Origin of the sequence: Deinococcus rhizophilus (genome assembly GCF_030271215.1) — a bacterium.
In the GTDB taxonomy this organism is placed as follows: domain Bacteria; phylum Deinococcota; class Deinococci; order Deinococcales; family Deinococcaceae; genus Deinococcus; species Deinococcus rhizophilus.
Genome location: NZ_JASNGB010000028.1, coordinates 1 through 22,173 on the forward strand (window position 1 = coordinate 1; position 22,173 = coordinate 22,173).

A 22,173-nucleotide genomic window follows, 5' to 3' on the forward strand; every position below is an offset into this window, starting at 1 on the left:
CCCAGCAGCCCGCCCCCGGCCGCAAGGTCCAGCACGTCGCCGCGCACCCGGTCCTTGCGCAGGGTCTGGGCCAGCAGCGCCTGGGCGTCGTCCACTCCCGGAAAGCCGCGCACGCCGGGCTTGGTGCGGGCGTGCAACCCGTCGAGCCGGGGCGGCAGCGTGGCGGGGCGCACGTCGAAATAGGTGCCGACCTCCGCCTGCGGGGGAAGGTGGGCCGGGGGCTGGGCCGGGCGGGAAAAACGGACCTTGGGCTTGGGCTTGCGCGTCACGCCCCCAGGGTGGCACAGACCGGGCGGTGCCGGGGAGCCGCCAGCGGCCCCGCACCCCTGCTACCGTGCTGGCCATGCCCTCCCTTCCTCCCTCGGTCACCCCCGACTGGGCCTTCGAGCGCGAGCACTGGCGGCGGGGATACTTCCGGGTGGCGGGCGTGGACGAGGCGGGCCGGGGGGCGTGGGCCGGACCCGTCACGGTGGCGGCGGTGATCCTGCCGGGGCTGGCGCAGGACTACCCCTTCCGCGATTCCAAGCAGCTCTCCCCTGCCCAGCGCGAGGCGTTCGCGGCCGAGGTGCGGCGGGTGGCCGTCTGCTGGGCGGTCGAGCACGCCTGGCCCGACGAGATCGAGCGGCTCAACATCCTGGGCGCCACCCACGCGGCGGCGGCGCGGGCGCTCGCGCGGCTGGACCCGGCCCCGCAGGCGCTGGTGACCGACTACCTGCGCCTGCGCACCCCCCTGCCCCTGCTGGCCCCCCCGAAGGCCGACGCCCTGAGCTACTCGGTCGCTGCCGCCAGCCTGCTCGCCAAGACGGAGCGCGACCGGGTGATGACCGAGCTGGACGCCGAGTATCCCGGCTACGGCTTCGCGGCCCACAAGGGCTACGGTGCCCCCGCCCACCGCGCGGCCCTGGAGCGGCTGGGCGTCAGCCCGGTGCATCGGCGCGGGTATGCGCCCATCGCGCGGCTGCTTCAGCGCGGCCTCTTCAGCGACTGATACGGATTCCGATTGAAGGGTGCCCTGAACACCCGGAAATCTGGCCAGACCCGGAGAGCTGCGCGAGCAGAGGGAGAGGGAAAAAGGACGGATTGCGGGAGAGGGATGAACAGTCAGCGCTCTCCTGACCGTTCAGGAATCGAACGGAATCCGTATGACCAGCCACGCCAGCCCGAAGCACAGCCCGGCGGTCAGCAGGCTGATGGTCAGGGCCGCGACGGGCCACGAGATGCGTTCGGTGGCCTGTCCCAGTCGGCCCCGGTGGTAGGACGTGGCGTCCTGCACGCCAAACGCCCCCATCGCAAACGACCCCGCCAGCACGCACATCAGGGTCCCCGCCCCGTTCAGGCCCAGCCGCACCCCCTCCCAGCCGGGCCGGATCAGGAAGTGGCCCACCAGCGCAGCGAGCAGCGCCAGACCTCCGCCCACAAGCGCACTCCGCACGAGAAAACCGCGCAGAACGTCCCAGCGGGATTGCGGCTGCACACCAGGGGGACTGCTCATGGCCCCATCTCAGCACAGCAGCCCCGGCGCCGCCACCCAGCCTGATACGGATTCCGTCTGTTCCGTCGACAAGCCGGAAGAACGCCGGTTCGGTCACGCCACGCCCGGAACCCGTCGTTTTCCTTCCCGCTCTGCTTCGCAGCGTTTCAGGTCCGCTCGGATTTTCAGGTCCGCTGGGAGTTCAGGTTGACGCGTCAACCTTTCCGCCGGAATCCGCATGAGCAGAACTTTAGGCAACCTGCGACCTGTTGCCCACCATGCAGAGTCGGGGCGGGGCGCGGGTCACAGTGGGGCACAGAGCAGCGGAGGACCGCCGCGCGGCAGTGGGCCGGGCGGCCGGAGCTTCGCCTGGGCCGCAGCGGGGGCGCGGGCCAAGTCCCCCGACGGAGGTCCACCATGTCCAACCGCAACCTCGCCCAGCTGCTCACCATCGCCGGAGCCGCCTCCATCCTGGGGTCCATCGCCATCTGGGCCTCGCAGGGTGGGCAGGGCAAGACCCCCGAGGAACGCGCCCACGGCGAACGCTTCGGCATTTTCGTGGGGCTGTGGGCGCCCACCCTGTTCATTCTGGCCAACCGCTACAACACGAACGCCCTACGCGAGGAGTAGGCGCCGGGCCCCTAGCACCCCTCGCTGCGGAAACCCTCGCAGGGTTCCTGCGGCGTCCAGGGGGCGTCCAGCGCCTTGCGGGCCAGGGCCAGCGCGAAGGCCGCCGCGTCCGTCACCAGCGCGGGCGAGAGGGTGCGGTCGCTCGCCGCGTGGTAGTGCCTGTCCACGCCCCGGTGGACAAAGGCCGTCCGCACCCCCCAGCCGATAAAGGGCACGTGGTCGCTGCTGCCCGTCACGCCGGAGGTCCGCCCGAAGGATTCGCGCTCGGGCGGATCGTCCTCGAACAGCCGGATGCCGGGGCGCACCGCCCGCGCCAGGGGCCGCAATTCGGCGTGGGCGGCGACCCCCAGCGCCTCGGCGCCCACCCCCACCATGTCGAGGTTGAGCATCGCGCGGGTCTGCCGCAGCGCGAAGCGGTGCGCGTCCACAAAGGCGCGGCTGCCGTAGAGCCCGTCCTCCTCCCCGTCGAACAGGACAAACCAGGTTCGCTCGGCCAGCGGGGTTCCCGCCGCCCGCCGCGCGGCCTCCAGCACTGCCAGCACGCCGCTCGCGTTGTCGTTGGCCCCCGGCGAGGCGTTCACGCTGTCGAGGTGCGCCCCGACGACGACCCCCGGCTCCGCGTCCACCCGCGCCGCGATCAGGTTGGCGCCCGTGACCTCGCGCCGCTCCACCTTCGAGACCAGCTCGGCCTCCTCGCCCGCCCGCGCCCAGACCCGCTCGCCGTCCTGTGCACTGACCCACACCAGCGGAAGCACCGTGGCGGCCACGCGCTCCACCCGCGCCACAGCGCAGTCCTGCACCCAGACCAGCCCCAGCGCCCCGGCCAGCGTCGCTCGGCCCACGATCTCGCCGCGTGAGAGGTCCCCGTCCCAGTCCTGGCAGCGCAGCAGCGCGATCTGCCCGCGCAGGCCCCGGGCCTCCATCTCACCCTTCGAGAGGCCGCCCGGCAGCGGCACCAGCCGCCCCGACTGCTCGCCGCCCTGCGCCCCGTACAGCGCGTGGGCCGGGACGCGCAGGCCGCCCACCGTCAGCGTGCCCCCCTGGTCGAAGGGCCGCTCCAGCGTGACGGGCTGCCGGGTGACGCGGTAGCCCAGGCTTTCCAGTTGCCCGGCGAGCCAGTCCAGCGCCCGCGTGTGCCCTGGTTCGCCCACCGGACGCGGCCCGAATGCCCGCAATCCGGCCCAGTCCCCGGCCACCGTGCGGGCCTGCGCCGCCTCCTGCAGCGGCGGATTCTGGGGCCGGGTGCCCAGATAGACGCCGCCGCCCACCAGCCCGGCGGCGGCCAGCAGCGGCAGCGCCCACGACCACAGCGGGCGGGACGGACGGGTGGGAAGGGCACGGCGGGGCATGGGGTCAGGGTAGCGGGTGAGAGGTGGGGGCGGGGGCGCAGGTCCGCAAAAAACCCTCAGTCCGCCGCGCGGCCAGCCCTGCAAGCCGCTCATACGGGTCCCCCCGAAGGGAGCCTCCAAAGCGCACGAGACGGGGGGAACGTTCCTGACAGAAGCCTTCCTTCCCGGGGGAGGTGCTCTGCAGGGGCAGACCCGCAGAACTGCGGAGCAGAGGGGTCAAGCGGGGCAAGCACCCCCTCCGCCTTCCGCGCCGCCACCACCCGCTGACCCGCTGCGGAACAAAGTCGCCGGGGGCCGTGCCGTACACTGCTCCGCGTGACCGAAGGGCCGACTGCCAACATCCGCAATTTTTCCATCATCGCCCACGTGGACCACGGCAAGTCCACGCTGGCCGACCGCATTCTGGAACAGCTCGGCGCGATGGGCGAGCGCGACAAACGCGACCAGACCCTCGATACGCTGGAGCTGGAGCGCGAGCGCGGCATCACCATCAAGTCGACGCCGATCCGCCTGAAGTACGTCCGCCCGCAGCGGGAAGACGGCACGGGCGGCGAGGAGTACGTCTTCAACCTGATCGACACCCCCGGCCACGTGGATTTCAACTACGAGGTCTCGCGCTCGCTGGCCGCCTGCGAGGGCGTGCTGCTGCTGGTGGACGCTTCCCAGGGGGTCGAGGCGCAGACCATCGTCAACGCCTACCTCGCCATCGACAACAACCTCGAGATCGTGCCGGTGGTCAACAAGATCGACCTGCCCGCCGCCGACCCGGAGGGCGCGGCCCGGGAACTTGAGGAGGTCATCGGGATTCCGGCCGGAGACGCCGTGTTCGCGTCTGGCAAGGCGGGAATCGGCATCCCGGAGATTCTGGAGGCCATCGTCGAGCGCATTCCGCCGCCGCCCGGCGACCCCGACGCGCCGCTCAAGGCGCTGATCTTCGACTCGTTTTATGACGCGTACCAGGGCGTGATCCTGTTCGTGCGGGTGCTGGAAGGCACCCTGACGCCCAAGCTGCCCATCATGCTGTTCAACTCGGGCAAGACCTTCGATGTGGACCGGGTGGGCACCTTCACGCCGGGGCTGGTCGTGGGCGAGTCGCTGCCCGCCGGAAGCGTGGGTTGGATCGCGGCGGGCATCCGCGACATCCACGACGCGCAGGTGGGCGACACCATCACCCAGAAAGACCGGCCCACGCCCGAGCCCTTTCCCGGCTTCAAGCCCGCGCAGCCGGTGGTGTTCTCGGGCCTCTACCCCACCGACACCGAGGACTACCGCAAGCTGCGCGACGCGCTCGACAAGCTCAAGCTCAACGACGCGGCCTTTTCCTTCGAACCGGAAACGTCGGAAGCGCTGGGCTTCGGCTTTCGCTGCGGCTTTCTGGGCCTGCTGCACGCCGAGATCATTCAGGAGCGGCTGGAGCGCGAGTACGACCTCGACCTGATCGCCACCGCGCCCGCCGTGGTCTACCGCGTCACGCTGACGAACGGCGAGGTCTTCGAGACCCAGAACCCCGCCGAGTTCCCCACCCGCGACCGCATCACCAGCGTCGAGGAGCCGTACATCAAGCTCAGCGTCATGCAGCCCGAGGACTACGTGGGGCCGGTGATGCAGCTGCTGCAGGAGCGCCGGGGCAGCATGGTCACCATGAACTACGTGGGCAAGCGCGTCGAGCTGCTGTACGAGGTGCCCTTCGCGGAGATTCTGTACGACTTCCACGACCGCCTCAAGTCCATCTCGCGCGGGTACGCCAGCATGGATTACGAGCAGATCGGCTACCGCGAGGGCGACCTGCGCAAGGTGGATATCCAGGTCAACAACGAGGTCGTGGACGCCCTCGCCGTGATCGTCCACGAGACCAAGGCCTACTCGCTGGGCCGCAAGATCGTGGACAAGATGGCCGAGGTGATTCCGCGCCAGATGTTCCCGGTCCCCGTGCAGGCCACCATCGGCGGCAAGATCATTGCCCGCGCGACCGTCAAGGCCTACCGCAAGGACGTGCTGGCCAAGTGCTACGGCGGCGACATCTCCCGCAAGAAGAAGCTGCTCGAGAAGCAGAAGAAGGGCCGCGCCCGCATGAAGCAGATCGGCACGGTGGAGGTGCCGCAAGAGGCGTTCCTGGCGGTGCTGAGCACGGACGAGTAGCGCCCTTCAGGCTGGGCCGACCGCGCAGGAGCCCTCCCCCCCCCCTCTCCCCCCGGATGGGGGGCTTTTTCGTCGCGGGCCCCCGCACCCGCCCGTGCCGGACCATGAGACGGCCCCTTCACGGTCCGTCCAGAGGAGGGGAAGCCGGACCGGGTCCTCGGGTACGGTCAGAGGTGGTGACGGGGCGTGACCCGCCCACCGGGGCCGCGTGACCGAACCCCGCTCCCCCCTTTTCCCCGCCCAGGGGTCCCGATTCTCCAGGAGACGACTGTATGACTGACACGACATGGTTTTTGACCGAGCCTGGCCTGGGCCGCCTCGCGCAGGCCGCTTCGCTCACGCCCGAGCAGACCCGGCGGGCGCTGGAGGCCGGGCTGCCGCTGCAAGCAGAAGCGCTGCGCGGGGCACAGGCCACCCACGGCGACGTGCTGCGCGAGGCGGCGGCGGCGATTCCGGCGCCTGCCACGCTGGACGGGGCCTTTTCAGAGTCCGCCGGGGACCAGGATTTCTACCGGGCCGGGGAGATGCTGGCCGGAGCGGTGCCGGGCCTCGACCCCGCCGGACCTGCCCGGCAGGCGGCGCAGGCGACCGGGCTGGACGCCGGGCAACTGGGGCGGCTGTTCACCCTGACCCTGCCGCTGCTGCTGGGGCGCCTGCACCTGGGGACAGCGGCGGGCGCGGTGCCCACCGGAACGGTCGTGGCGGCCGTGCCCACCGTCGTGGAGGAGATCGGCGAGCCGGTCGCCGCGCGGCCCGCAGCGCCTCCCCCGCCTCCGCCTCCCCCTCCGGCCACCACGACCACGGCGGCCACCACCACGACCACCCAGACGGTCGCCACGCCGCGCCGGGGCTTTCCGTGGTGGGCGCTGCTGCTGCCCTTGCTGGCGCTGGGCGGCTGCTGGGCGCTCAACCAGAACCGGCAGGCGACTCCTGCCGTGGCCGGTTCGGAGACGGCCACGCCGGAACCCGGCGCCGCGACCGAGCCCGAGGCTGCCGCCCCGGTCGCCACCGACTTTGCCGTGACCGAGCCGCAAAACGGCGCCGAGGTCACCGCGAGCGGCTTTTCCATCGCGGGCACGGGCGCCCCCGGCGAGGCTTACACCATCCGGCGTGAGGACCAGGATCTCGGGACCTTCACCGTGGGCGACGACGGCACCTGGCAGGCCGATGTGGTGGACGGCGCCGCCGTACCCGGCGAGCTGCTCTACACCTTCCAGAACGGGGCAGGCGAGCAGGTGGGCGAGCTCCCCGTGGTGGCCGTGGACGCGGAGGGCGTGCCTGCGGGCGAGTTCGCGGTGACTCAGCCGCCCGAGGGCTCGGACGTGCCTGTCAGCGGCTTCAACATGCGCGGGACCGGCCCGGCGGGTGAGACCTACCAGGTGCTGCGTGAGGGCACCGAGGTCGGCACCATCGAGGTCGGAGACGACGGCCTGTGGAACGTGGACGTACTGGACGAGGCCGCTCCCGAGGGCGAGCAGACCTACACCGTCCAGAACGCGGCGGGCGAGGAAGTCGCCACGCTGCCCCTCAACGTGGTCCCGGCGGACCAGGCCAACGCGGGCAGCGACAGCTTCGGCGCGGGTGAGGACGGCGCGGCCGGGGAGGACGGCGGCGCGGAAGGTGAGGGCGCGGGCAGCAGCGACGGCACCAGCCTCGACGTGACCGAGCCGGCCTCCGGCGCGGAGGTTCCCGCGACGGGCTTTGCACTCAGCGGCACGGGCGGCCAGCCCGGCGCGACCTACCAGCTGTACGAGGACGGCGTGAGCGTGGGTACCTTCCAGGTCGGCGAGGACGGGGCCTGGACGGCGGACGTGGCGGGCGCGGCGACCGGCGAGCGCGAGTATGCCGTACTCGACGGGGCGGGCAACCGGGTGGCGACCCTGCCCGTGACCGTCGTGTCGGCGGCAGCGGCCGGGGCCACCTGCGACCAGCCGCTGACCCTCAGCCTCGACGACGGCGAGTCGGTCAGCTCGCCCTTCCGGTTCGGCGGCACGGGCAGCGGCGAGGGCTACGAGGTGCGCGTCTTCCGGGGCGAGCGCCAGATCGGCCGCACCACCGTGAACCTGACCCCCGACTGCACCTGGAGCTACCTCAGCCGCCCCGGTGGCCGTGAGGGCGCCGAGCGCAACGTGCGCTACGAGGTCCGCCCCGCCGGAGCGGAAGCGGGCAGCGATCCCGAGGCCCAGGTCACCCTGGAAGTCACCGGCAGCGACGTGAACTTCAACGACCAGGGTGAGTACGTCGGCCCGACCAACTGAAGTTCTGCCATCCGCAGCCGGGCACTTTCTGATGGAGAGTGGCCCGGCTGCCCTGCTTCTCCCCTCCTCTCTCCTCGCCTTCCCTTCTTCCCATTCCCGGAAAGGACCCCTTCCCATGACCCACGCGCACGAGCCGTCCGCCGACCTGAACCGCCTTCGCCCGCCCGCGCCCGCCGTCCCGACCTTCGGCGGCACGCAGGTCCTGCGCCCGGACGTGGTGCGGGTGCGGCTGCCGATGGTGAACGCCTTCCTGCTGGGGCTGCCCGGCGGAGACTGGGTGCTGCTCGACGCCGGGATGCCGGGCACCGCCGGACTGATTCGCAGGGCCGCCGACGAGTACCACGCGGGCCGCCCGCCGGTCGCCACCGTGCTGACGCACGGGCACCTCGACCATATCGGGGCGCTGCGCGAATTGCTCAAGGCGTGGCCGGTGCCCGTCTACGCGCACCCGCTGGAGCTGCCGCACGTCACCGGGCAGGCGCCGTACCCCTTTCCCGACCCCACGGTGGGCGGGACGACCAGCCTGCTCTCGCCCGCCTTCGCGCCCGGTCCCTTCGATTTCCGGCCGCACGTGCAGGCCCTGCCGGAAGACGGCGCGGTGCCGCACCTGCCGGGGTGGCGCTGGCTGCACACGCCGGGGCACACCTCCGGACACGTCTCGCTGTGGCGGGAAGAAGACCGCACCCTGATCGCCGGGGACGCCTTCGTGACCACCAAGCAGGAGTCGGCGGCGGGTGCGTTTGCCCTGCGCCCCACGCTGATTCACCGCCCGCCCGCCTACTACACCCCCAACTGGGACGAGGCGCGGGACTCGGTGCGGCGGCTCTCGGCGCTGCATCCCCAGCTGGTCTTGACCGGGCACGGGCACCCCATGTCGGGGCCGGAGATGGGCGCCGACCTCGCGCGGCTGGCCCGCAACTTCGACGAACTCGGGCGCCCCCGCCGGGGCTGGTACGTGACCCGCCCGGTGCCGGTGGGCGTGCCCCTGGTCGGCCCCGACCCCCTGAAGCAGCGGGTGCTGGCGGTCCTCGCGCTGGGCGCCCTGGCGCTGGTGCTGACGCGGCGCCGCTAGCGCCCCCTCTCCCCCCATACGGCCTCCGTCCAATTCCTTTCCTTCCAGAACCCGCCCTTTCTCCTTCTTCCCCTTCTCGCCTCCGCCCGGACCCCCACCACCTCGTACACGATTCCATCCGAGTTCGTATCAGTCCCCACACCGGACGGGCCATCACGGGCGCGTCACAGGTGTGGGGATTCTGTCAGAGCGGGATTTTTACACTCCGAGCCGTGAGCACAGGAGACGCGCGGATCGCCGGGCCGGGAGCCTTTCAGGTTCACCGCCGGGTCAGGCGCCGCCGGGCGGGCTGGGGGCAGGCGGGGACGTTGCGGGCACAGTTCACGCTGGCGATCTTCCTGCTCGCGTTCCTGCCCAACCTCGTGCTCAGCGTGGGGGCAGCGGGGGCGGGCACGGCCCCGGCGCTGGCGCTGTGGCTGGTTCTGGTCGCGGCGCTGTGCGGCGGGGTGGGCTACCTGCTCAGCGGCGTGCTGCTGCGCCCGCTGCAGCGGCTGGAGCGCGAGGTCGGCGCGGGCAGCTTCGCGCAGCCGCACGCGGACGACCCGGCCGAGATCCGGGCGCTGCGCGGGGCCTTCACCGGCCTGCTGGGACGGCTCGCCACCGAGCAGGAGCGGCGGGGGGCCTTCATGGCGACGCTGGTCCACGACCTGCGCACGCCTTTGATCGCCACCGGGCACCTTTCGCGGCTGCTGGGCGAGGGGGCCCTGAGTCCCGAGCAGCGCCGCGAGGTCGCGGGCGAGGTCGGGCGCGAGAACGCCCGGTTGCTGGCCCTGGTCGCCCAGATGGCCGACGCCCACCGCTTCGAGCGCGAGGAGGTGCAGCTCTCGCCCTCACGCACCGACCTCGGCACCCTGCTCGCAGAGGTCGCCCGGCGGCTGACCCCCCAGGCAGAGGCGCGGGGCCTGAGCCTCACCGCGACCGGAACGGGCCACGCCCCCGCCGACGCCGCCGTGCTGGAGCGGGCGGTGACCAACCTCGCGGCCAACGCGCTGCGCTACGCCCGCACCCGCGTGGAGCTGCGCGTGACCCCGCAGGGGGTGGAGGTCCGCGACGACGGCCCCGGCCTGTGTGCGCCCCTCTCCGAACTCGCCCAACCCTTCAACGCACAACCCGCCACCATCGCCGGGCAGCAGTACGCCGCCGGGATGACGGGCCTGGGCCTCTACATCGCCCGCCGGGTCGCGGAGGCGCACGGCGGCACGCTGAACTACCGCCGCGACCCGGCCTCGCCCCTGCCCACCACGTTCTGCCTGCTGTTCCCGGAGGTGACCCCTTGAGAATCGTGATTGCCGACGACCACCCCCTTTTCCGCATGGGCCTGAAGTACGCGCTGCTGCACCAGGGCTTCGACGTGGTCGCGGAAGCCGCCGACGGCCTTCAGGCCCTGGGCGCCTGCCGGACCCTGGAACCCGACGCCGCCCTGCTCGACGTGAAGATGCCCGGCCTGACCGGCATCGAGGTCTGCGAGCGGCTGCGCCAGACCCATCCCGGCGTCGTCAGCGTGCTGATCACCACCTTCACCGAACCTGCCATCGTGCAGGCGGCGCGGGCGGCCGGGGCACGCGGCTACGTCAGCAAGGAAACCGACCCCGAGTCGCTTGCCCGGCAACTGCGCGACATCGTGGCCCACCCGGAAATCGACCGTCTGCCGCAGGTCGAGGTGCCCCGGCTGACCCCCCGCGAGTCGGAGGTGCTGCCGCTGCTCGCCCAGGGCTTTTCCAACAAGGAGATCGCCAAGAACCTCGGCGTCAGCCCGGACACGGTCAAGGACCACCTCGCGCGGCTGTACGTCAAGCTCGAGGCCGGGGACCGCACCGAGGCGGTCAGCCGGGCGCGGAGCATCGGGCTATTGCAATAGAAAGACATATCTTTGACCCTCTCCCCCCGTGGGAGAGGGCGTTGCGAAGCAACGGGTGAGGGGGCGTGTGACCAACTCAACCCTCCTCTAGCCCGCCCACGCTCCCGGCTCCGCTGCGGCCCCTAGCCTGGGGGCATGGGCACACCTTTTCCCCTCTCGGCGCGGGTGCGCGGCCTGAACCCCTCGGCCACGGTCGCGGTGACCTCGCGGGCGCTGGAGCTGCGCCGGGCCGGGGCGGACGTGCTGAGCCTGAGCGTGGGCGAACCGGATTTCGACACGCCGCCGCACGTGAGGGCCGCCGCCATCGCCGCGATCGAGGCTGGGCACACCCGCTACACGCCCGTCAACGGCCTGCCCGAACTGCGCGAGGCCGTGAGCGCCAAATTCGCCCGCGAGAACGGGCTGGAATACGCGCCGGACGCCGTGACGGTCACGAGCGGGGGCAAGCAGGCGATCTTCAACGCCCTGCTCGCGCTGCTGAACCCCGGGGACGAGGTGCTCATCCCCGCGCCGTACTGGGTGAGCTACCCGGAGATGGTCGCGCTGACGGGTGCCGTGCCTGTCCCGGTGCCCACGCGGGCGGAGGCGGGCTTCGTCCTCGACCCGGAGGAACTGGCGGCGCGGGTCACGCCCAGAACGCGCCTGATCGTGCTGAACAGCCCCGGCAACCCCACGGGAGCCGTCTCCCCGGCGTGGGTGCTGGAGGCGGTGGCCGACCTCGCCCGTCGGCACACCCTCTATCTGCTCTCGGACGAGATCTACGAGCATCTGGTCTACGATGCCGGGCATGTCAGCCCCGCCCGGTACGCCCCCGAGCGCACGCTGACGGTGAACGGGGCGAGCAAGGCCTACGCGATGACCGGCTGGCGCATCGGCTACGCGGGCGGGCCGCGCGAGTGGATCGCGGCGATGAACGCCCTGCAGTCCCAGAGCACGACCGGGGCCTGCACGGTGTCCCAGCACGCCGCCCTCGCCGCGCTGACCGAGCACGAGGCGACCGCCCGTTTCGTGGCGGAGGCGCGGGCCGCCTACCGCGAGCGACGCGACTTTCTCGTCGCGGGCCTGAAGGCGCTGGGGCTGCCCACCCCCACCCCGCAGGGCGCCTTCTACGTCCTGCCCGACACCACCCGCCTCCACCCCGACGAGCTGGAGGCCAGCCGCCTGCTGCTGGAGCGCGGCGGGCTGGCAGTCGTCCCCGGCACCGATTTCGGGGCGCCGGGGCGGGTGCGGCTGAGCTACGCGGCAGGGCTGGACACGCTGGAAGAGGCGCTGCGGCGCATCGGCGGCGTGCTCGGCTGATCCCCGGAACCCTGGCGCCTCCCGCCCCGTACCCTGGGCGTATGACGAACATGAATCCCGGACAGGACGGCACCTACTCGCTGCGCGACTTTCTGGCCCAGACCGCCGAGCGCGACAATCCCGGCGAGGTCTTCGAACTCGAATCCAGCAAGATGCTGGAGGTCAAGGTCAATGGCCGCGTCTGGAGCAAGCTCGGCGCGATGATCGCCTACAAGGGCAACCTCTCCTTCAAGCGCGAGGGCACCCTGGAAGGCGGGCTGATGAAGGCGCTCAAGCGGGCGGTCAGCCAGGAGATGAGCCCGCTCGCCAAGATCGAGGGCCGGGGCGTGGCCTACCTCGCGGACCAGGGCAAGGAGATCCAGATTCTGCGGCTGGCGGGCGAGAGCCTGAACGTGAACGGCAACGACCTGCTGGCCTTCGAGGACAGCGTGCAGTACGACATCACCATGCAGCGCCGGGTGGCGGGGATGGCCTCGGGCGGGCTGTTCAGCGTGCGGGTGCAGGGGCAGGGGCTGGTCGCCATCCTCAGCCACGGCAAGCCGCTGACCTTGCGGGTCACGCCGCAGGAGCCGATCTTCACCGACCCCAACGCCACGATTGCCTGGAGCGGCAACCTCCAGCCGCAGCTGCGCATGGATTCCAGCCTGCGCTCCATGATCGGGCGCGGCGGCGGCGAGACCTACCAGATGGTCTTTCAGGGCGACGGCTTCGTGGTGGTGCAGCCCTACGAGGAGTTCGAGGCCGGGATGCTGGGGGAAGGCGGCGGCGTGGGCAAGAGCCTGGGCGACCTGTTCGACTGAGCCGTGTCGCCTGCCGCGCGTGGCTTGTAGAGGAAGGTGGGAGACGCGAGGGACGTCTCCCACCTTTTCTCTTTCCTCCCCTTGCTTTCTCCACACGCCACAGGCGACGGGCCGCAAGCCTACCCGCTACACTCCCCTGCGATGAGTCTGATCGTGATGGCGACGGGCGGCACCGGGGGGCACATCTACCCGGCGGTCGCCACCGCGCGGGAGCTGATGGGCCGGGGGCACCAGGCGTTGCTGCTGGGGCAGCGCGGCGGGATGGAGGAACGCTTCGCGGCGGACTCGGGCCTGGAGTTCCGTGGGGTGGACGCGGGCAAGCTCGCCCGCAGCGGGCAGGGCCGCCCCGATCCCCGCGAGTTGCTGCGGGCGGCGCGGGGGGTGGCCGAGGCGCGGGCCTTCCTGCGAGCCGCACAGCCGGGAGCGGTCGTCGGGTACGGCGGCTTTGCCAGCCTGCCCGGAGTCCTCGCCGCGCAGAGCCTGGGCCTGCCCACCGTCCTGCACGAGCAAAATGCCCGCCTGGGCCTGACACAGCGCCTCGCCGTGGGCCGGGCGCGGGCGGTGGGCACGGCCTACCCGCAGGTCGTGGGCCTGACCCCCGACAAGGCCACCCAGGTCGGCATGCCCGTCCGCGAGGAGCGCCTGCCCCGCCCGGAGGCGCTGGCGCGGCTGGGGCTGCGCGGGGGGAGGCTCACCGTACTGATCATGGGCGGGTCTCAGGGGTCGCTGGCGCTGAACAATGGCGTGCCTGACGTGCTGCGGTCGGTGTTCGGACCGGAAGGCCGCACCCCGGACGGTGAGCCTGTGCAGGTGCTGCACTCCACCGGCCCGCGCTGGCTGGAAGAGGTGACCCCGCGGGTGGCCGACCTGCCCTGGTACCACCCTACCGGGTACGTGGACGCGGTCGCCGCGTGGTCGGCGGCCGACTTCGGGATCACGCGGGCGGGCACGGGCACGCTGGCGGAGGCCGCCTTTCACGGGGTGCCGCTGGTGATGCTGCCCCTCCCCGAGTCGGCGGAGAACCACCAGTTCCACAACGCGCAGAGCGTGCAGAGCGCGGGAGCGGGGCGGCTGGTGGCGCAAGCGGACCTCGCCGGGGCGCTGGGCAGGGCGGTGCTAGAGTGTGCCCAGCCCGGCACGCGGGCGGCGATGCGGGAAGCGGCCCTGGGGCGCTCGCCCGCCGGGGCCGCCGCGCGGCTCGCGGACCTAGTGCTGCGGCATGTGCGCTGACTCCGGCCGCGTGCCTCCCCACCCTCCCACCATGACTGACCCTTCCCCCACCCTGACCGCTCCCGGCCCGACCGCCCCCGGCGCCCCGCCCTCTCCCCACTATCACTTGATGGGCATCGGCGGCATCGGCGTGANCTAGTGCTGCGGCATGTGCGCTGACTCCGGCCGCGTGCCTCCCCACCCTCCCACCATGACTGACCCTTCCCCCACCCTGACCGCTCCCGGCCCGACCGCCCCCGGCGCCCCGCCCTCTCCCCACTATCACTTGATGGGCATCGGCGGCATCGGCGTGAGCGCCTTCGCGCGGCTGCTCGCGGCGCGGGGGGTGCGGGTCAGCGGCTGCGACGAGCAGGCGTCCGAACTCACCGAGGGGCTCGTCCGCGACGGCATCGCGGTGGACCACGCCCACGACGCCGCGCATGTGGCGGGGGTGGACGTGCTGGTCGCCTCGGAAGCGGTGCCCAAGGACCACCCCGAACTCGTCGCCGCCCGCGCCGCCGGGGTGGAGGTGCGGCCCCGCATGGCGTTGCTGGACGAGTTGCTCTCGGCCTCGCCCTCGGTGGGCGTGATCGGTACCCACGGCAAGACCACCACGACCTCCATGATCGCGGTGGCGATGGCGGGCGCGGGGCTCGACCCCTCCGCCTTTGTCGGGGGCATCGTGCCCGAGTTCGGCTCCAACGCGCGGCTGGGCGCGGGGCCTTTCGTGGCCGAGGTGGACGAGTCCGACCGGGGCTTCGCGGCCCTGAGCTGTCAGACGGCCGTCTTCACCAACGCGGAAGACGACCACGTGGGCGGCAACCAGGCGACCTACTGGGAGACGGTGGAGGAACAGCACGCCGCCTTCGCCCGTTTCGTGGGACAGTCGGGGCGGGTCCTGTTCTGCGCCGACTGGCCGGGCCTGGACGGGCTGTGCGGCGGGGCCGCCGAACGCCTGAGCTACGGCCAGGCGGAGGGGGCCGACTACCGCGCCCTGGACCTGCGCCCCGACGCCGAGGGCACCTCCTTCACGGTGACCCGCCGGGGCGAGGTGCTGGGCGAGGCCCGCGTGGGATTGCCGGGGACCCACAACGTACTCAACGCGCTCGCGGCGCTGGCGGTGACCGACCTGTACAGCGGGGGCTTCCGGGCCGCCGCCGACGCACTCGCCGCCTTCCGGGGACCGGGGCGGCGCTGGCAGCGGGTGGGCGAGCTGAACGGGGCGCTGGTGGTGGACGACTACGCGCACAACCCCACCAAGGTCGCGGCGGCGGTGCAGGCCGCGCGGCAGACCGGGCGGCGGGTGCGGGTGGTGTTCCAGCCGCACCGCTACCTGCGCACCCAGCAGTCCTGGCCCCGGCTGGCCGACGCGCTGATGCCCGCCGACGAGGTGCTGATTCTGGATATCGCGGCGGCCTCCGAGCCGCCCATTCCCGGCATCCACGCCACGCTGGTCAGCGACCGGATGCGTGAGGGCGGGCACGCGGGCGTGCGCTACTTCCCCGACCGCGCCGAGGTGGTGCGCTACCTGCGCGAGACGGCGGGCGCGGGTGACCTGATCGTGACGATGGGGGCGGGCGACGTGTGGAAGCTCTCGCGCGAACTGGCCGCAGGAGGGCAGGCATGACCACCCTGAGTCCCAGCCGCACCGGGGCGCGGGTCGAGCGCCAGCCCCTGGCCCGCTACACCACCCTGGGCGTGGGCGGCGAGTCGGAGGTCTGGTTCGTCGCCGACCACGCCCAGCTCGCGGAGGCGATGGAGGCTCCGTACCGCATCCTGGGCGGCGGCAGCAACCTCGTGGTCGCGGACGAGGGCGTGCCCGAGCGGGTCATTCGCCTGACCGGGCCGCTCGCGCAGGCGGACCTCACGCCCGACCCGGCGCTGGGCACACCCGAGCAGATCGTCACGGGCTGGGTGGGCGGCGGGGTGCCGCTTCCCGGATTAGTCCGCAGGCTCCAGAAACTCGGCCTGAGCAATCTGGAGGGCACGGTCGGCATTCCCGCGCAGGTGGGCGGCGCCGTGTGGATGAATGCGGGCACCCGCTACGGCGAGATGTTTGACGGCCTGCACACCCTGGAGATCGTGACGCCGGAGGGCACCCGGCAGGTCACCCCCGACGACCTCGCCTGGGGCTACCGCAACAGCGGCATTCCCCGGAATCACATCGTGACCCGCGTGCGCCTGCGGCTGCGCCCCTCCACCCCGGAGGAGGTGCTCGCCAAGATGGACCTCGCGGACCAGGCCCGTAAGGGGCAGCCCAAGATGAAGACGCCCGGCTGCGCCTTCAAGAATCCCGGCGGCGGCAAGGGTGCGGGCCAGCTGATCGACGAGGCCGGGCTCAAGGGCACCCGCGTGGGTGCGGCCCTGATCGCCCCGGAGCACGCCAATTTCATCGTGAATCTGGGGGGCGCGACCGCCGCCGATGTCCACGCCCTGCTGCGCCTGATCCGCGAACGGGTGGGCCTGCCGCTGGAGCTGGAATACGAGCTGTGGCCGGAGACGCTGCCGGGGTGAGCGCCGCAGCGGCCCGCTAGACTGCCCCCCATGACCGATCCCGACCCCCGGCCACGCAACCGCCGGGTGCCCCTGCCCAGGCCCGCGCCTGAACCTGTTCCCGCCGAGCCACCCGTTCCCGAGTCCGGAGAGCAGGCGGCTCCGCCGCCGCCGCCTCCGCCCCTCCCCCGCCGTCCCCTGAACCTGCGCCCGTTGTGGTGGACCCTGGGGGTGGCGGCGGTCCTGGGAGTGACCGCGGCAAGCTGGTTTCTCCTGCCCATCCGCACGGTGACGGTGCAGGGCAACCAGAGGCTCTCGGAGGCGCAGGTGCGGGGGCTGGCGGGGCTGACACCCGGGTTCGGGTGGCTGTACTACGGACGCTGGCGGGCGGGGGGGCTGGCGCGGAGTCCCTGGATCGAGGCGGCGACCGTGACCCGGCGCTTTCCCGACGCGGTGACCGTGCAGGTGCGCGAGCGCGAGCCTTTCGCCCGCTGGAAGAGGCCGGACGGGATGATCGTGACGCTGGCCGAAGAAGGACTCGTGCTGCCGGGCGCGAGAAATGTGAGCAGCCTGCCCCTGATCAGCGGGTGGGGACCGGACCGCCGCGCCGAGGCCCTGGCCCTGACGCGTGCCTTACGGCGTTACAATGTCCAGTCGGTCGCCTATACGCCCAGCGGATTCACGGCGGCGACACCGACGGCGACGGCCTGGAGCGGGGACCTGTCTACCCTGCTGAAGTATGCTGGGGCCATCGTGCAATTTCCCGATCAAGAGATTCATATCTACCCCTGGGGGGTGAGCGTCCAGTAATGAAGGACAACCCGATCATCGTGGGGCTGGACATCGGCACCACCAAAATCACGACCGTCATCGGCGAGGTGGGCGACGACGGCTCGGTCGACATTATCGGCGAGGGCAGCGTGCCCAGCGAGGGCATGAAGCGCGGCGCCGTCGTCAATCTGGAGCGGGCCACCGGCGCGATTCGCCAGTCGGTGCAGGCGGCCGAGCGGGTCAGCGGCGTGCGGGTCGCCTCCGTGTTCGTGTCGGTCGCGGGCAACCACGTCAAGGCGATCACCAGCCACGGCCTCGCGGCGATTCGCCGCCACCAGGAAATCGCTCAGGCCGACGTCGACCGCGCCATCGAGAACGCCCGCGCGGTGCCGCTCGACCCCAACCTGGAAATCATCCACACCCTGCCGCAGGAATACGTGGTGGACGGGCAAGAAGGCATCAAGAGCGCGGTCGGCATGCACGGCGTGCGGCTGGAAGTCGATGTCCACATCGTCGCCGGGACCGCCGGGCCACTGCTCAACCTGCGCCGCTGCGTGCAGGAAGCGGGGCTGAAGGTCGAAGGCTTCGTCCTGCAGGCGCTGGCCTCGGGCCTCGCCACGCTGGAGGCGGCCGAGCAGTCGCAGACGGTCGTCGTGATCGACATGGGGGGCGGCACCACCGACGTGGGCGTCTTCAAGCGCGGCAACCTCGCGCACTCGGCGTGCATTCCCATCGGCGGGGACCACGTGACGGCCGACCTCGCGCAGATTCTCAAGCTGCCGCACGAGGAAGCCGAGAACGTCAAGCGCCGTTACGGGGCCGCCGTGCCCGAACTCGCCGACCCCGACCTCACGCTGGAGATCACCACCTCGAACGGCTCGACCCACGCCATCAGCGCCTTTGAACTCTCGCGCATCATCAAGCCGCGCCTGACCGAGATTTTCGGCATGGTCCGCGACGAGATCGACCAGGCGCTCGGCCCGGTGGAACTCGTGGCCCAGAGCGTCGTGCTGACGGGCGGGGCCAGCCTGCTGCGCGGGATTCCCGAACTGGCCCGCGACCGCTTCCGCCTGCCTGTGCGGGTGGGCAGGCCGCGCGGCATCGGCGGCCTGACCGACATCGTGAACGGCCCAGCGCACGCCGGGGGCGTCGGGCTGGTGCTGTACGGCATCGGGCAGGACGGCAAGGTGCCCGTCTCGGTCTTCCGCCCCGAGGAACCGGCCACCCCGCCGCCCCCCGCACCCCAGCCGCAGGCTGCCGCCAAGTCCGGCCCCGAGCCCAAAAAGGAGCCCGGCACAGTCACGGTGGTGACGCCCGCGCCGGGTCAGCCTGCCCCCAAAAAGGAGCGGCCCAAGGACGGGGCCAGCCTCAAGGACCGGGTGCGCGGCTTTTTCAAGGACTGGATGTAGGCCGGGAACGCCCGCCCCACCTTGGCCGTGCCGAGCATAAAGGTACGGTAAGCTACGAGCACAGCAGAGGGGAGCGCGGCTTCCCTCCGAAGGAGACACCATGCAAGCGGCCAGAATTCGCGTGATTGGCTTGGGCGGGGCGGGCAACAACGCCGTCAACCGCATGATTGAGTCGGGACTCGAGGGTGTGGAGTTCGTGGCGGGCAACACCGACGCGCAGGTGCTCGCCAAGAGCCACGCCGAGGTGCGCATTCAGCTGGGCGACCGCCTGACGCGCGGCCTGGGCGCCGGGGCCGACCCCGAGGTCGGGGAAAAGGCAGCCCTGGAAGACCGCGAGCGCATCAAGGAGTACCTCGACGGCACCGACATGCTGTTTATCACCGCCGGGATGGGCGGCGGCACCGGCACCGGCTCGGCGCCCGTGGTGGCCGAGATCGCCCGCGAGATGGGCATCCTGACGGTCGCCATCGTGACCCGGCCCTTCAAGTTCGAGGGGCCCAAGCGTCAGCGCGTCGCTGAAGACGGCATCGCCAAGCTGACCGAGCGCGTGGACGGCATGATCGTCGTGAACAACGAAAAATTGCTCACGGCGGTGGACAAGAAGGTGAGTTTCCGGGAAGCCTTCCTGATCGCCGACCGGGTACTGTACTACGGCGTCAAGGGCATCAGCGACGTGATCAACGTGGAAGGCATGATCAACCTCGACTTCGCGGACGTGCGGAACATGCTCTCGAACTCGGGGACGGTCCTGATGGGCATCGGCGCGGGCCGGGGCGAGAAGGTCGCCGAGGAAGCCGCCATGAGCGCGATTCACTCGCCGCTGCTCGAGCGCGGCATCGAGGGCGCCCGCCGCATCCTGATCAACGTGACCGGCAGCTTCGACCTGTCCATGACCGACGCCAACGAGATCGTCGAGAAGATCCGCGAGGCGACCGGCTTCGAGGACCCCGACATCCTGTTCGGCATCACTCCCGACGAGGCAGCGGGCGACGAGGTCCGCGTCACGGTGATCGCCACCGGCTTCGGCGAGGGCACCTTCCCCGGCACGCTCTCGGCAGGCATGGGCATGGGCAAGCCGGGGGGCCGTAACTCCAGCCTGGAGACCCTGGTGCGCCCGGTGCGCGGTCAGGGCGGCGGCTCCTACGATCCCAAGGACTACGATATCCCCGCCTTCCTGCGCAACGTCGGCCGGGACTGAGGCACGGCACAGAGGCACGGCACACCGGCGGGGCCACGGCATCTGCCGGTGGCCCCTCTGTCATTGATCGGTGGTGCGGACGGTCCCATAACTTGGTGGAGCCTGGCCGCGCTGAGACGGCGTGGCCGTCCACCCCCCTCTCCTGCGGAGCTCTGCAAGTCTGCAAGCAGCTCTGCGGGTCCCCCGCAAGGCGAGAGAAACTTTTGTCGTCCTGCACGCACCTCATTGATCACGCCACGTGAAGAGGCTGCAAAACTGTCCCCGCCACTGACGGCCCGGTATTACCTCGGCCTACACGCTCAGCGTCTTGGCGCAGCGGTACAGGTCGCGGCTCACGTCCTTGCGCCGCTCCCAGGTTTCATGCAGGGGGGTGTGGACGACCTCGCCGTTCACCCGGCCCACCATCATTCCGGCCACCCCGTCCATCCGGGCGTAGACGGCGGCCTCGCCCAGTCGGCTGGCGAGCACGCGGTCGCTGCTGACGGGCGAGCCGCCGCGCTGGATGTGGCCCAGGATGCTCACGCGCGTCTCCAGCCCCGTCCCGGCCTCGATGGCGCTCGCCACCCCCTGCGCCCCGCCGGGGTAGCCCTCCGCGACGATGATGATGGAGCTGGCCTTGCCCTTCGCCACACTGTCCTTGACGATCTGGACCACGCCGTCGACGGGCTTGGGGTCCTCCGGGATAAAGACCTCCTCGGCGCCGCCCGCGACCGCGACCTCCAGCGCGATGTGCCCGGCGTGGCGGCCCATCACCTCGATCACGAAGATGCGTTCGTGCGAGGCCCCGGTGTCGCGCAGCTTGTCCACGGCGTCCAGGGCCGTCTCCACGGCGGTGAAATACCCGACCGTGTGGTCGGTGCCGTACAGGTCGTTGTCGATGGTGCCGGGAATGCCGATGATGGGCACGCCGTGCTCCTGCTGCAGGGCGTAGCCGCCGTGAAAGGAGCCGTCTCCCCCGATCACGATCAACCCGTCGACCCCCCACTCGCGCAGGTGGGCCGCCCCGCTCGCGCGGCCCTCCGGGGTGCGCCAGGTCTTGCTGCGGGCAGTGAGCAGCACGGTGCCGCCGCGCTGGATGGTGTTGGCCACGTCCCTCGGCCCGATCAGGCGCAGGTCGCCCCGGTGCAGGCCGGAGAATCCCCGGCGCACCCCCACCACCTCGATGCCGTGGTGGGTGGCGGTGCGGACCACCGCACGGATGGCGGCGTTCATGCCGGGAGCGTCGCCGCCGCTCGTCAGGACGGCGAGGCGCTTGATTCCGGCCGAGTTCGGATACGGCTCGGCGTGGGGGAGGTCGGGAGGGGCAGGCAGATCAGACATGGCAGACCTCGGGGGTGGAGGGGGATTCAGGACGACGTGACCCGCAGGGCCAGCGCGTAAGCGTCATTCTTACGTAAACCCGCCGCCATCAGCAATTCCCGGATCTCGCGGGACGGGCGGCCCTCGGCGGCCCACGCGCGGGCCTGCGCCTCGGGATCGGGGGGCGTCTCGCCGGGCAGGAGGGTCCCTTCCGGCCGCCCCGCCACCACCACCACGATCTCGCCGCGCACCCCCCCAGCGAAACGGGCGGCGAGGTCCGCGAGGGTGCCCCGCGCCGTCTCCTCGAACCTCTTGGAGAGTTCGCGGGTCACGCTGGCCTCCCGCCCGGGGCCACACACGGCGGCGAGGTCCACGAGGGTGCCCACCAGACGGTGCGGGCTCTCGTACAGCACGGTCGTCTCGGGGCGGGCGGCGATGGCGGCCAGCCTCTCCCGGCGCTCGCGGCCCGTTCTGGGCAAGAAGCCCTCGTAGGTGAAGCGGGCGGTGGGCAGGCCCGAGAGGACCAGCGCGGGCACGAAAGCGGTCGGGCCGGGCAACACCTCGACCGGAATGCCGGCCTCCACCGCCGCCCGGACGAGTTCGGCGCCGGGGTCACTGATGCCCGGCGTGCCCGCGTCGCTGACGTAGGCGAGGCGGGGGTGCGCCTCCAGGACGGCAGGGGCGCGGTGCATGGTGTGGGCGTCGAGGCGCACCAGGGGGCGGCTGATGCCCAGGTGGGTCAGCAGCGCCCCGGTGCGGCGGGTGTCCTCGCAGGCCACGGCGTCCGCGCCGCGCAGCACTTCCACCGCCCGGAAGGTGAGGTCCCCGAGGTTGCCGACCGGGGTGGGCACCAGCCAGACGCGGGGGGCGCCGGAGGGGGCCGCGCCCGTTTCCTCAGCCGGGGTCAATCCTCGCCCC

19 protein-coding genes and 1 pseudogene are annotated in these 22,173 nt (G+C 71.9%); 15 read left to right on the forward strand and 5 right to left on the reverse strand.

Going from position 1 to position 22,173, the window contains the following annotated elements; genetic code table 11:
* Window positions 1-269, reverse strand: a pseudogene (locus QOL99_RS05180) (rRNA (guanine-N2)-methyltransferase); the annotation flags it as partial.
* A 74-nt stretch (window positions 270-343) separates the two neighbouring features.
* On the opposite strand from QOL99_RS05180, the gene QOL99_RS05185 reads away from it, so the two are divergent.
* Window positions 344-988 (forward strand): ribonuclease HII, encoded by a 645-nt coding sequence (locus tag QOL99_RS05185; protein WP_285522023.1) that lies wholly within the window; start codon window positions 344-346, stop codon window positions 986-988.
* A 132-nt stretch (window positions 989-1,120) separates the two neighbouring features.
* Here QOL99_RS05185 and QOL99_RS05190 read toward each other — a convergent pair whose 3' ends face one another.
* Window positions 1,121-1,492: a hypothetical protein gene (locus tag QOL99_RS05190; protein ID WP_285522025.1), complete on the reverse strand. Its 372-nt coding sequence runs from the start codon at window positions 1,490-1,492 to the stop codon at window positions 1,121-1,123.
* A gap of 396 nt (window positions 1,493-1,888) precedes the next feature.
* Here QOL99_RS05190 and QOL99_RS05195 point away from each other — a divergent pair, with 396 nt between their 5' ends.
* Window positions 1,889-2,101, forward strand: a complete 213-nt coding sequence (locus QOL99_RS05195; protein ID WP_285522026.1) for a hypothetical protein — start codon at window positions 1,889-1,891, stop codon at window positions 2,099-2,101.
* Between the two features lie 11 nt (window positions 2,102-2,112).
* Here the strand turns inward: QOL99_RS05195 and QOL99_RS05200 are convergent, their stop codons facing one another.
* Window positions 2,113-3,450, reverse strand: a complete 1,338-nt coding sequence (locus QOL99_RS05200; protein ID WP_285522028.1) for a M28 family metallopeptidase — start codon at window positions 3,448-3,450, stop codon at window positions 2,113-2,115.
* 306 nt (window positions 3,451-3,756) lie between these two features.
* On the opposite strand from QOL99_RS05200, the gene lepA reads away from it, so the two are divergent.
* The 13 genes from lepA (at window position 3,757) to ftsZ (ending at window position 19,956) form a co-directional block, all read left to right on the forward strand.
* Entirely contained in the window at window positions 3,757-5,589 is a 1,833-nt protein-coding gene (gene lepA, locus QOL99_RS05205) for a translation elongation factor 4 (protein ID WP_285522049.1), read from the forward strand.
* Window positions 5,590-5,861: 272 nt separating this feature from the next.
* Window positions 5,862-7,847 carry a hypothetical protein gene (locus tag QOL99_RS05210; RefSeq protein WP_285522030.1) on the forward strand — a complete coding sequence of 662 codons (1,986 nt, stop codon included), beginning with the start codon at window positions 5,862-5,864 and terminating at the stop codon, window positions 7,845-7,847.
* A 115-nt stretch (window positions 7,848-7,962) separates the two neighbouring features.
* Window positions 7,963-8,919 (forward strand): MBL fold metallo-hydrolase, encoded by a 957-nt coding sequence (locus QOL99_RS05215; protein ID WP_285522032.1) that lies wholly within the window; start codon window positions 7,963-7,965, stop codon window positions 8,917-8,919.
* Window positions 8,920-9,227: 308 nt separating this feature from the next.
* Window positions 9,228-10,196, forward strand: a complete 969-nt coding sequence (locus QOL99_RS05220; RefSeq protein WP_285522051.1) for a sensor histidine kinase — start codon at window positions 9,228-9,230, stop codon at window positions 10,194-10,196.
* Window positions 10,193-10,777, forward strand: a complete 585-nt coding sequence (locus tag QOL99_RS05225) for a response regulator transcription factor (protein WP_285522034.1) — start codon at window positions 10,193-10,195, stop codon at window positions 10,775-10,777. The genes QOL99_RS05220 and QOL99_RS05225 overlap by 4 nt, the downstream gene beginning before the upstream one ends.
* A 135-nt stretch (window positions 10,778-10,912) precedes the next feature.
* The gene (locus QOL99_RS05230) at window positions 10,913-12,076 is read left to right on the forward strand and encodes a pyridoxal phosphate-dependent aminotransferase (protein ID WP_285522036.1); all 1,164 of its coding nucleotides are present in this window, start codon (window positions 10,913-10,915) and stop codon (window positions 12,074-12,076) included.
* A gap of 41 nt (window positions 12,077-12,117) precedes the next feature.
* On the forward strand, window positions 12,118-12,876 hold the full coding sequence (locus QOL99_RS05235; protein WP_285522038.1) for an AIM24 family protein: 759 nt from the start codon (window positions 12,118-12,120) through the stop codon (window positions 12,874-12,876).
* A gap of 141 nt (window positions 12,877-13,017) precedes the next feature.
* A complete protein-coding gene (gene murG / locus QOL99_RS05240; RefSeq protein WP_285522039.1) occupies window positions 13,018-14,106 on the forward strand; it encodes an undecaprenyldiphospho-muramoylpentapeptide beta-N-acetylglucosaminyltransferase in 1,089 nt (362 codons plus the stop codon).
* Window positions 14,107-14,374: 268 nt separating this feature from the next.
* The gene (murC, locus tag QOL99_RS05245) at window positions 14,375-15,712 is read left to right on the forward strand and encodes a UDP-N-acetylmuramate--L-alanine ligase (protein ID WP_285522053.1); all 1,338 of its coding nucleotides are present in this window, start codon (window positions 14,375-14,377) and stop codon (window positions 15,710-15,712) included.
* Complete coding sequence (locus QOL99_RS05250) at window positions 15,709-16,599, forward strand: UDP-N-acetylmuramate dehydrogenase (protein ID WP_285522040.1); 891 nt, start codon at window positions 15,709-15,711, stop codon at window positions 16,597-16,599. Before murC ends, QOL99_RS05250 begins: the two co-directional genes overlap by 4 nt.
* 30 nt (window positions 16,600-16,629) lie before the next feature.
* Entirely contained in the window at window positions 16,630-17,388 is a 759-nt protein-coding gene (locus QOL99_RS05255) for a cell division protein FtsQ/DivIB (protein WP_285522042.1), read from the forward strand.
* The gene (ftsA, locus tag QOL99_RS05260) at window positions 17,388-18,758 is read left to right on the forward strand and encodes a cell division protein FtsA (protein ID WP_285522044.1); all 1,371 of its coding nucleotides are present in this window, start codon (window positions 17,388-17,390) and stop codon (window positions 18,756-18,758) included. The genes QOL99_RS05255 and ftsA overlap by 1 nt, the downstream gene beginning before the upstream one ends.
* A gap of 100 nt (window positions 18,759-18,858) precedes the next feature.
* Entirely contained in the window at window positions 18,859-19,956 is a 1,098-nt protein-coding gene (gene ftsZ / locus QOL99_RS05265) for a cell division protein FtsZ (protein ID WP_285522046.1), read from the forward strand.
* Window positions 19,957-20,247: 291 nt separating this feature from the next.
* On the opposite strand, the gene pfkA is transcribed toward ftsZ, so the two are convergent.
* Together pfkA and rsmI are read right to left on the reverse strand one after the other, a co-directional pair.
* The gene (gene pfkA, locus QOL99_RS05270) at window positions 20,248-21,276 is read right to left on the reverse strand and encodes a 6-phosphofructokinase (RefSeq protein WP_285522047.1); all 1,029 of its coding nucleotides are present in this window, start codon (window positions 21,274-21,276) and stop codon (window positions 20,248-20,250) included.
* A 26-nt stretch (window positions 21,277-21,302) separates the two neighbouring features.
* Window positions 21,303-22,163, reverse strand: a complete 861-nt coding sequence (gene rsmI, locus QOL99_RS05275) for a 16S rRNA (cytidine(1402)-2'-O)-methyltransferase (RefSeq protein WP_285522054.1) — start codon at window positions 22,161-22,163, stop codon at window positions 21,303-21,305.
* Window positions 22,164-22,173 lie beyond the last annotated feature (10 nt).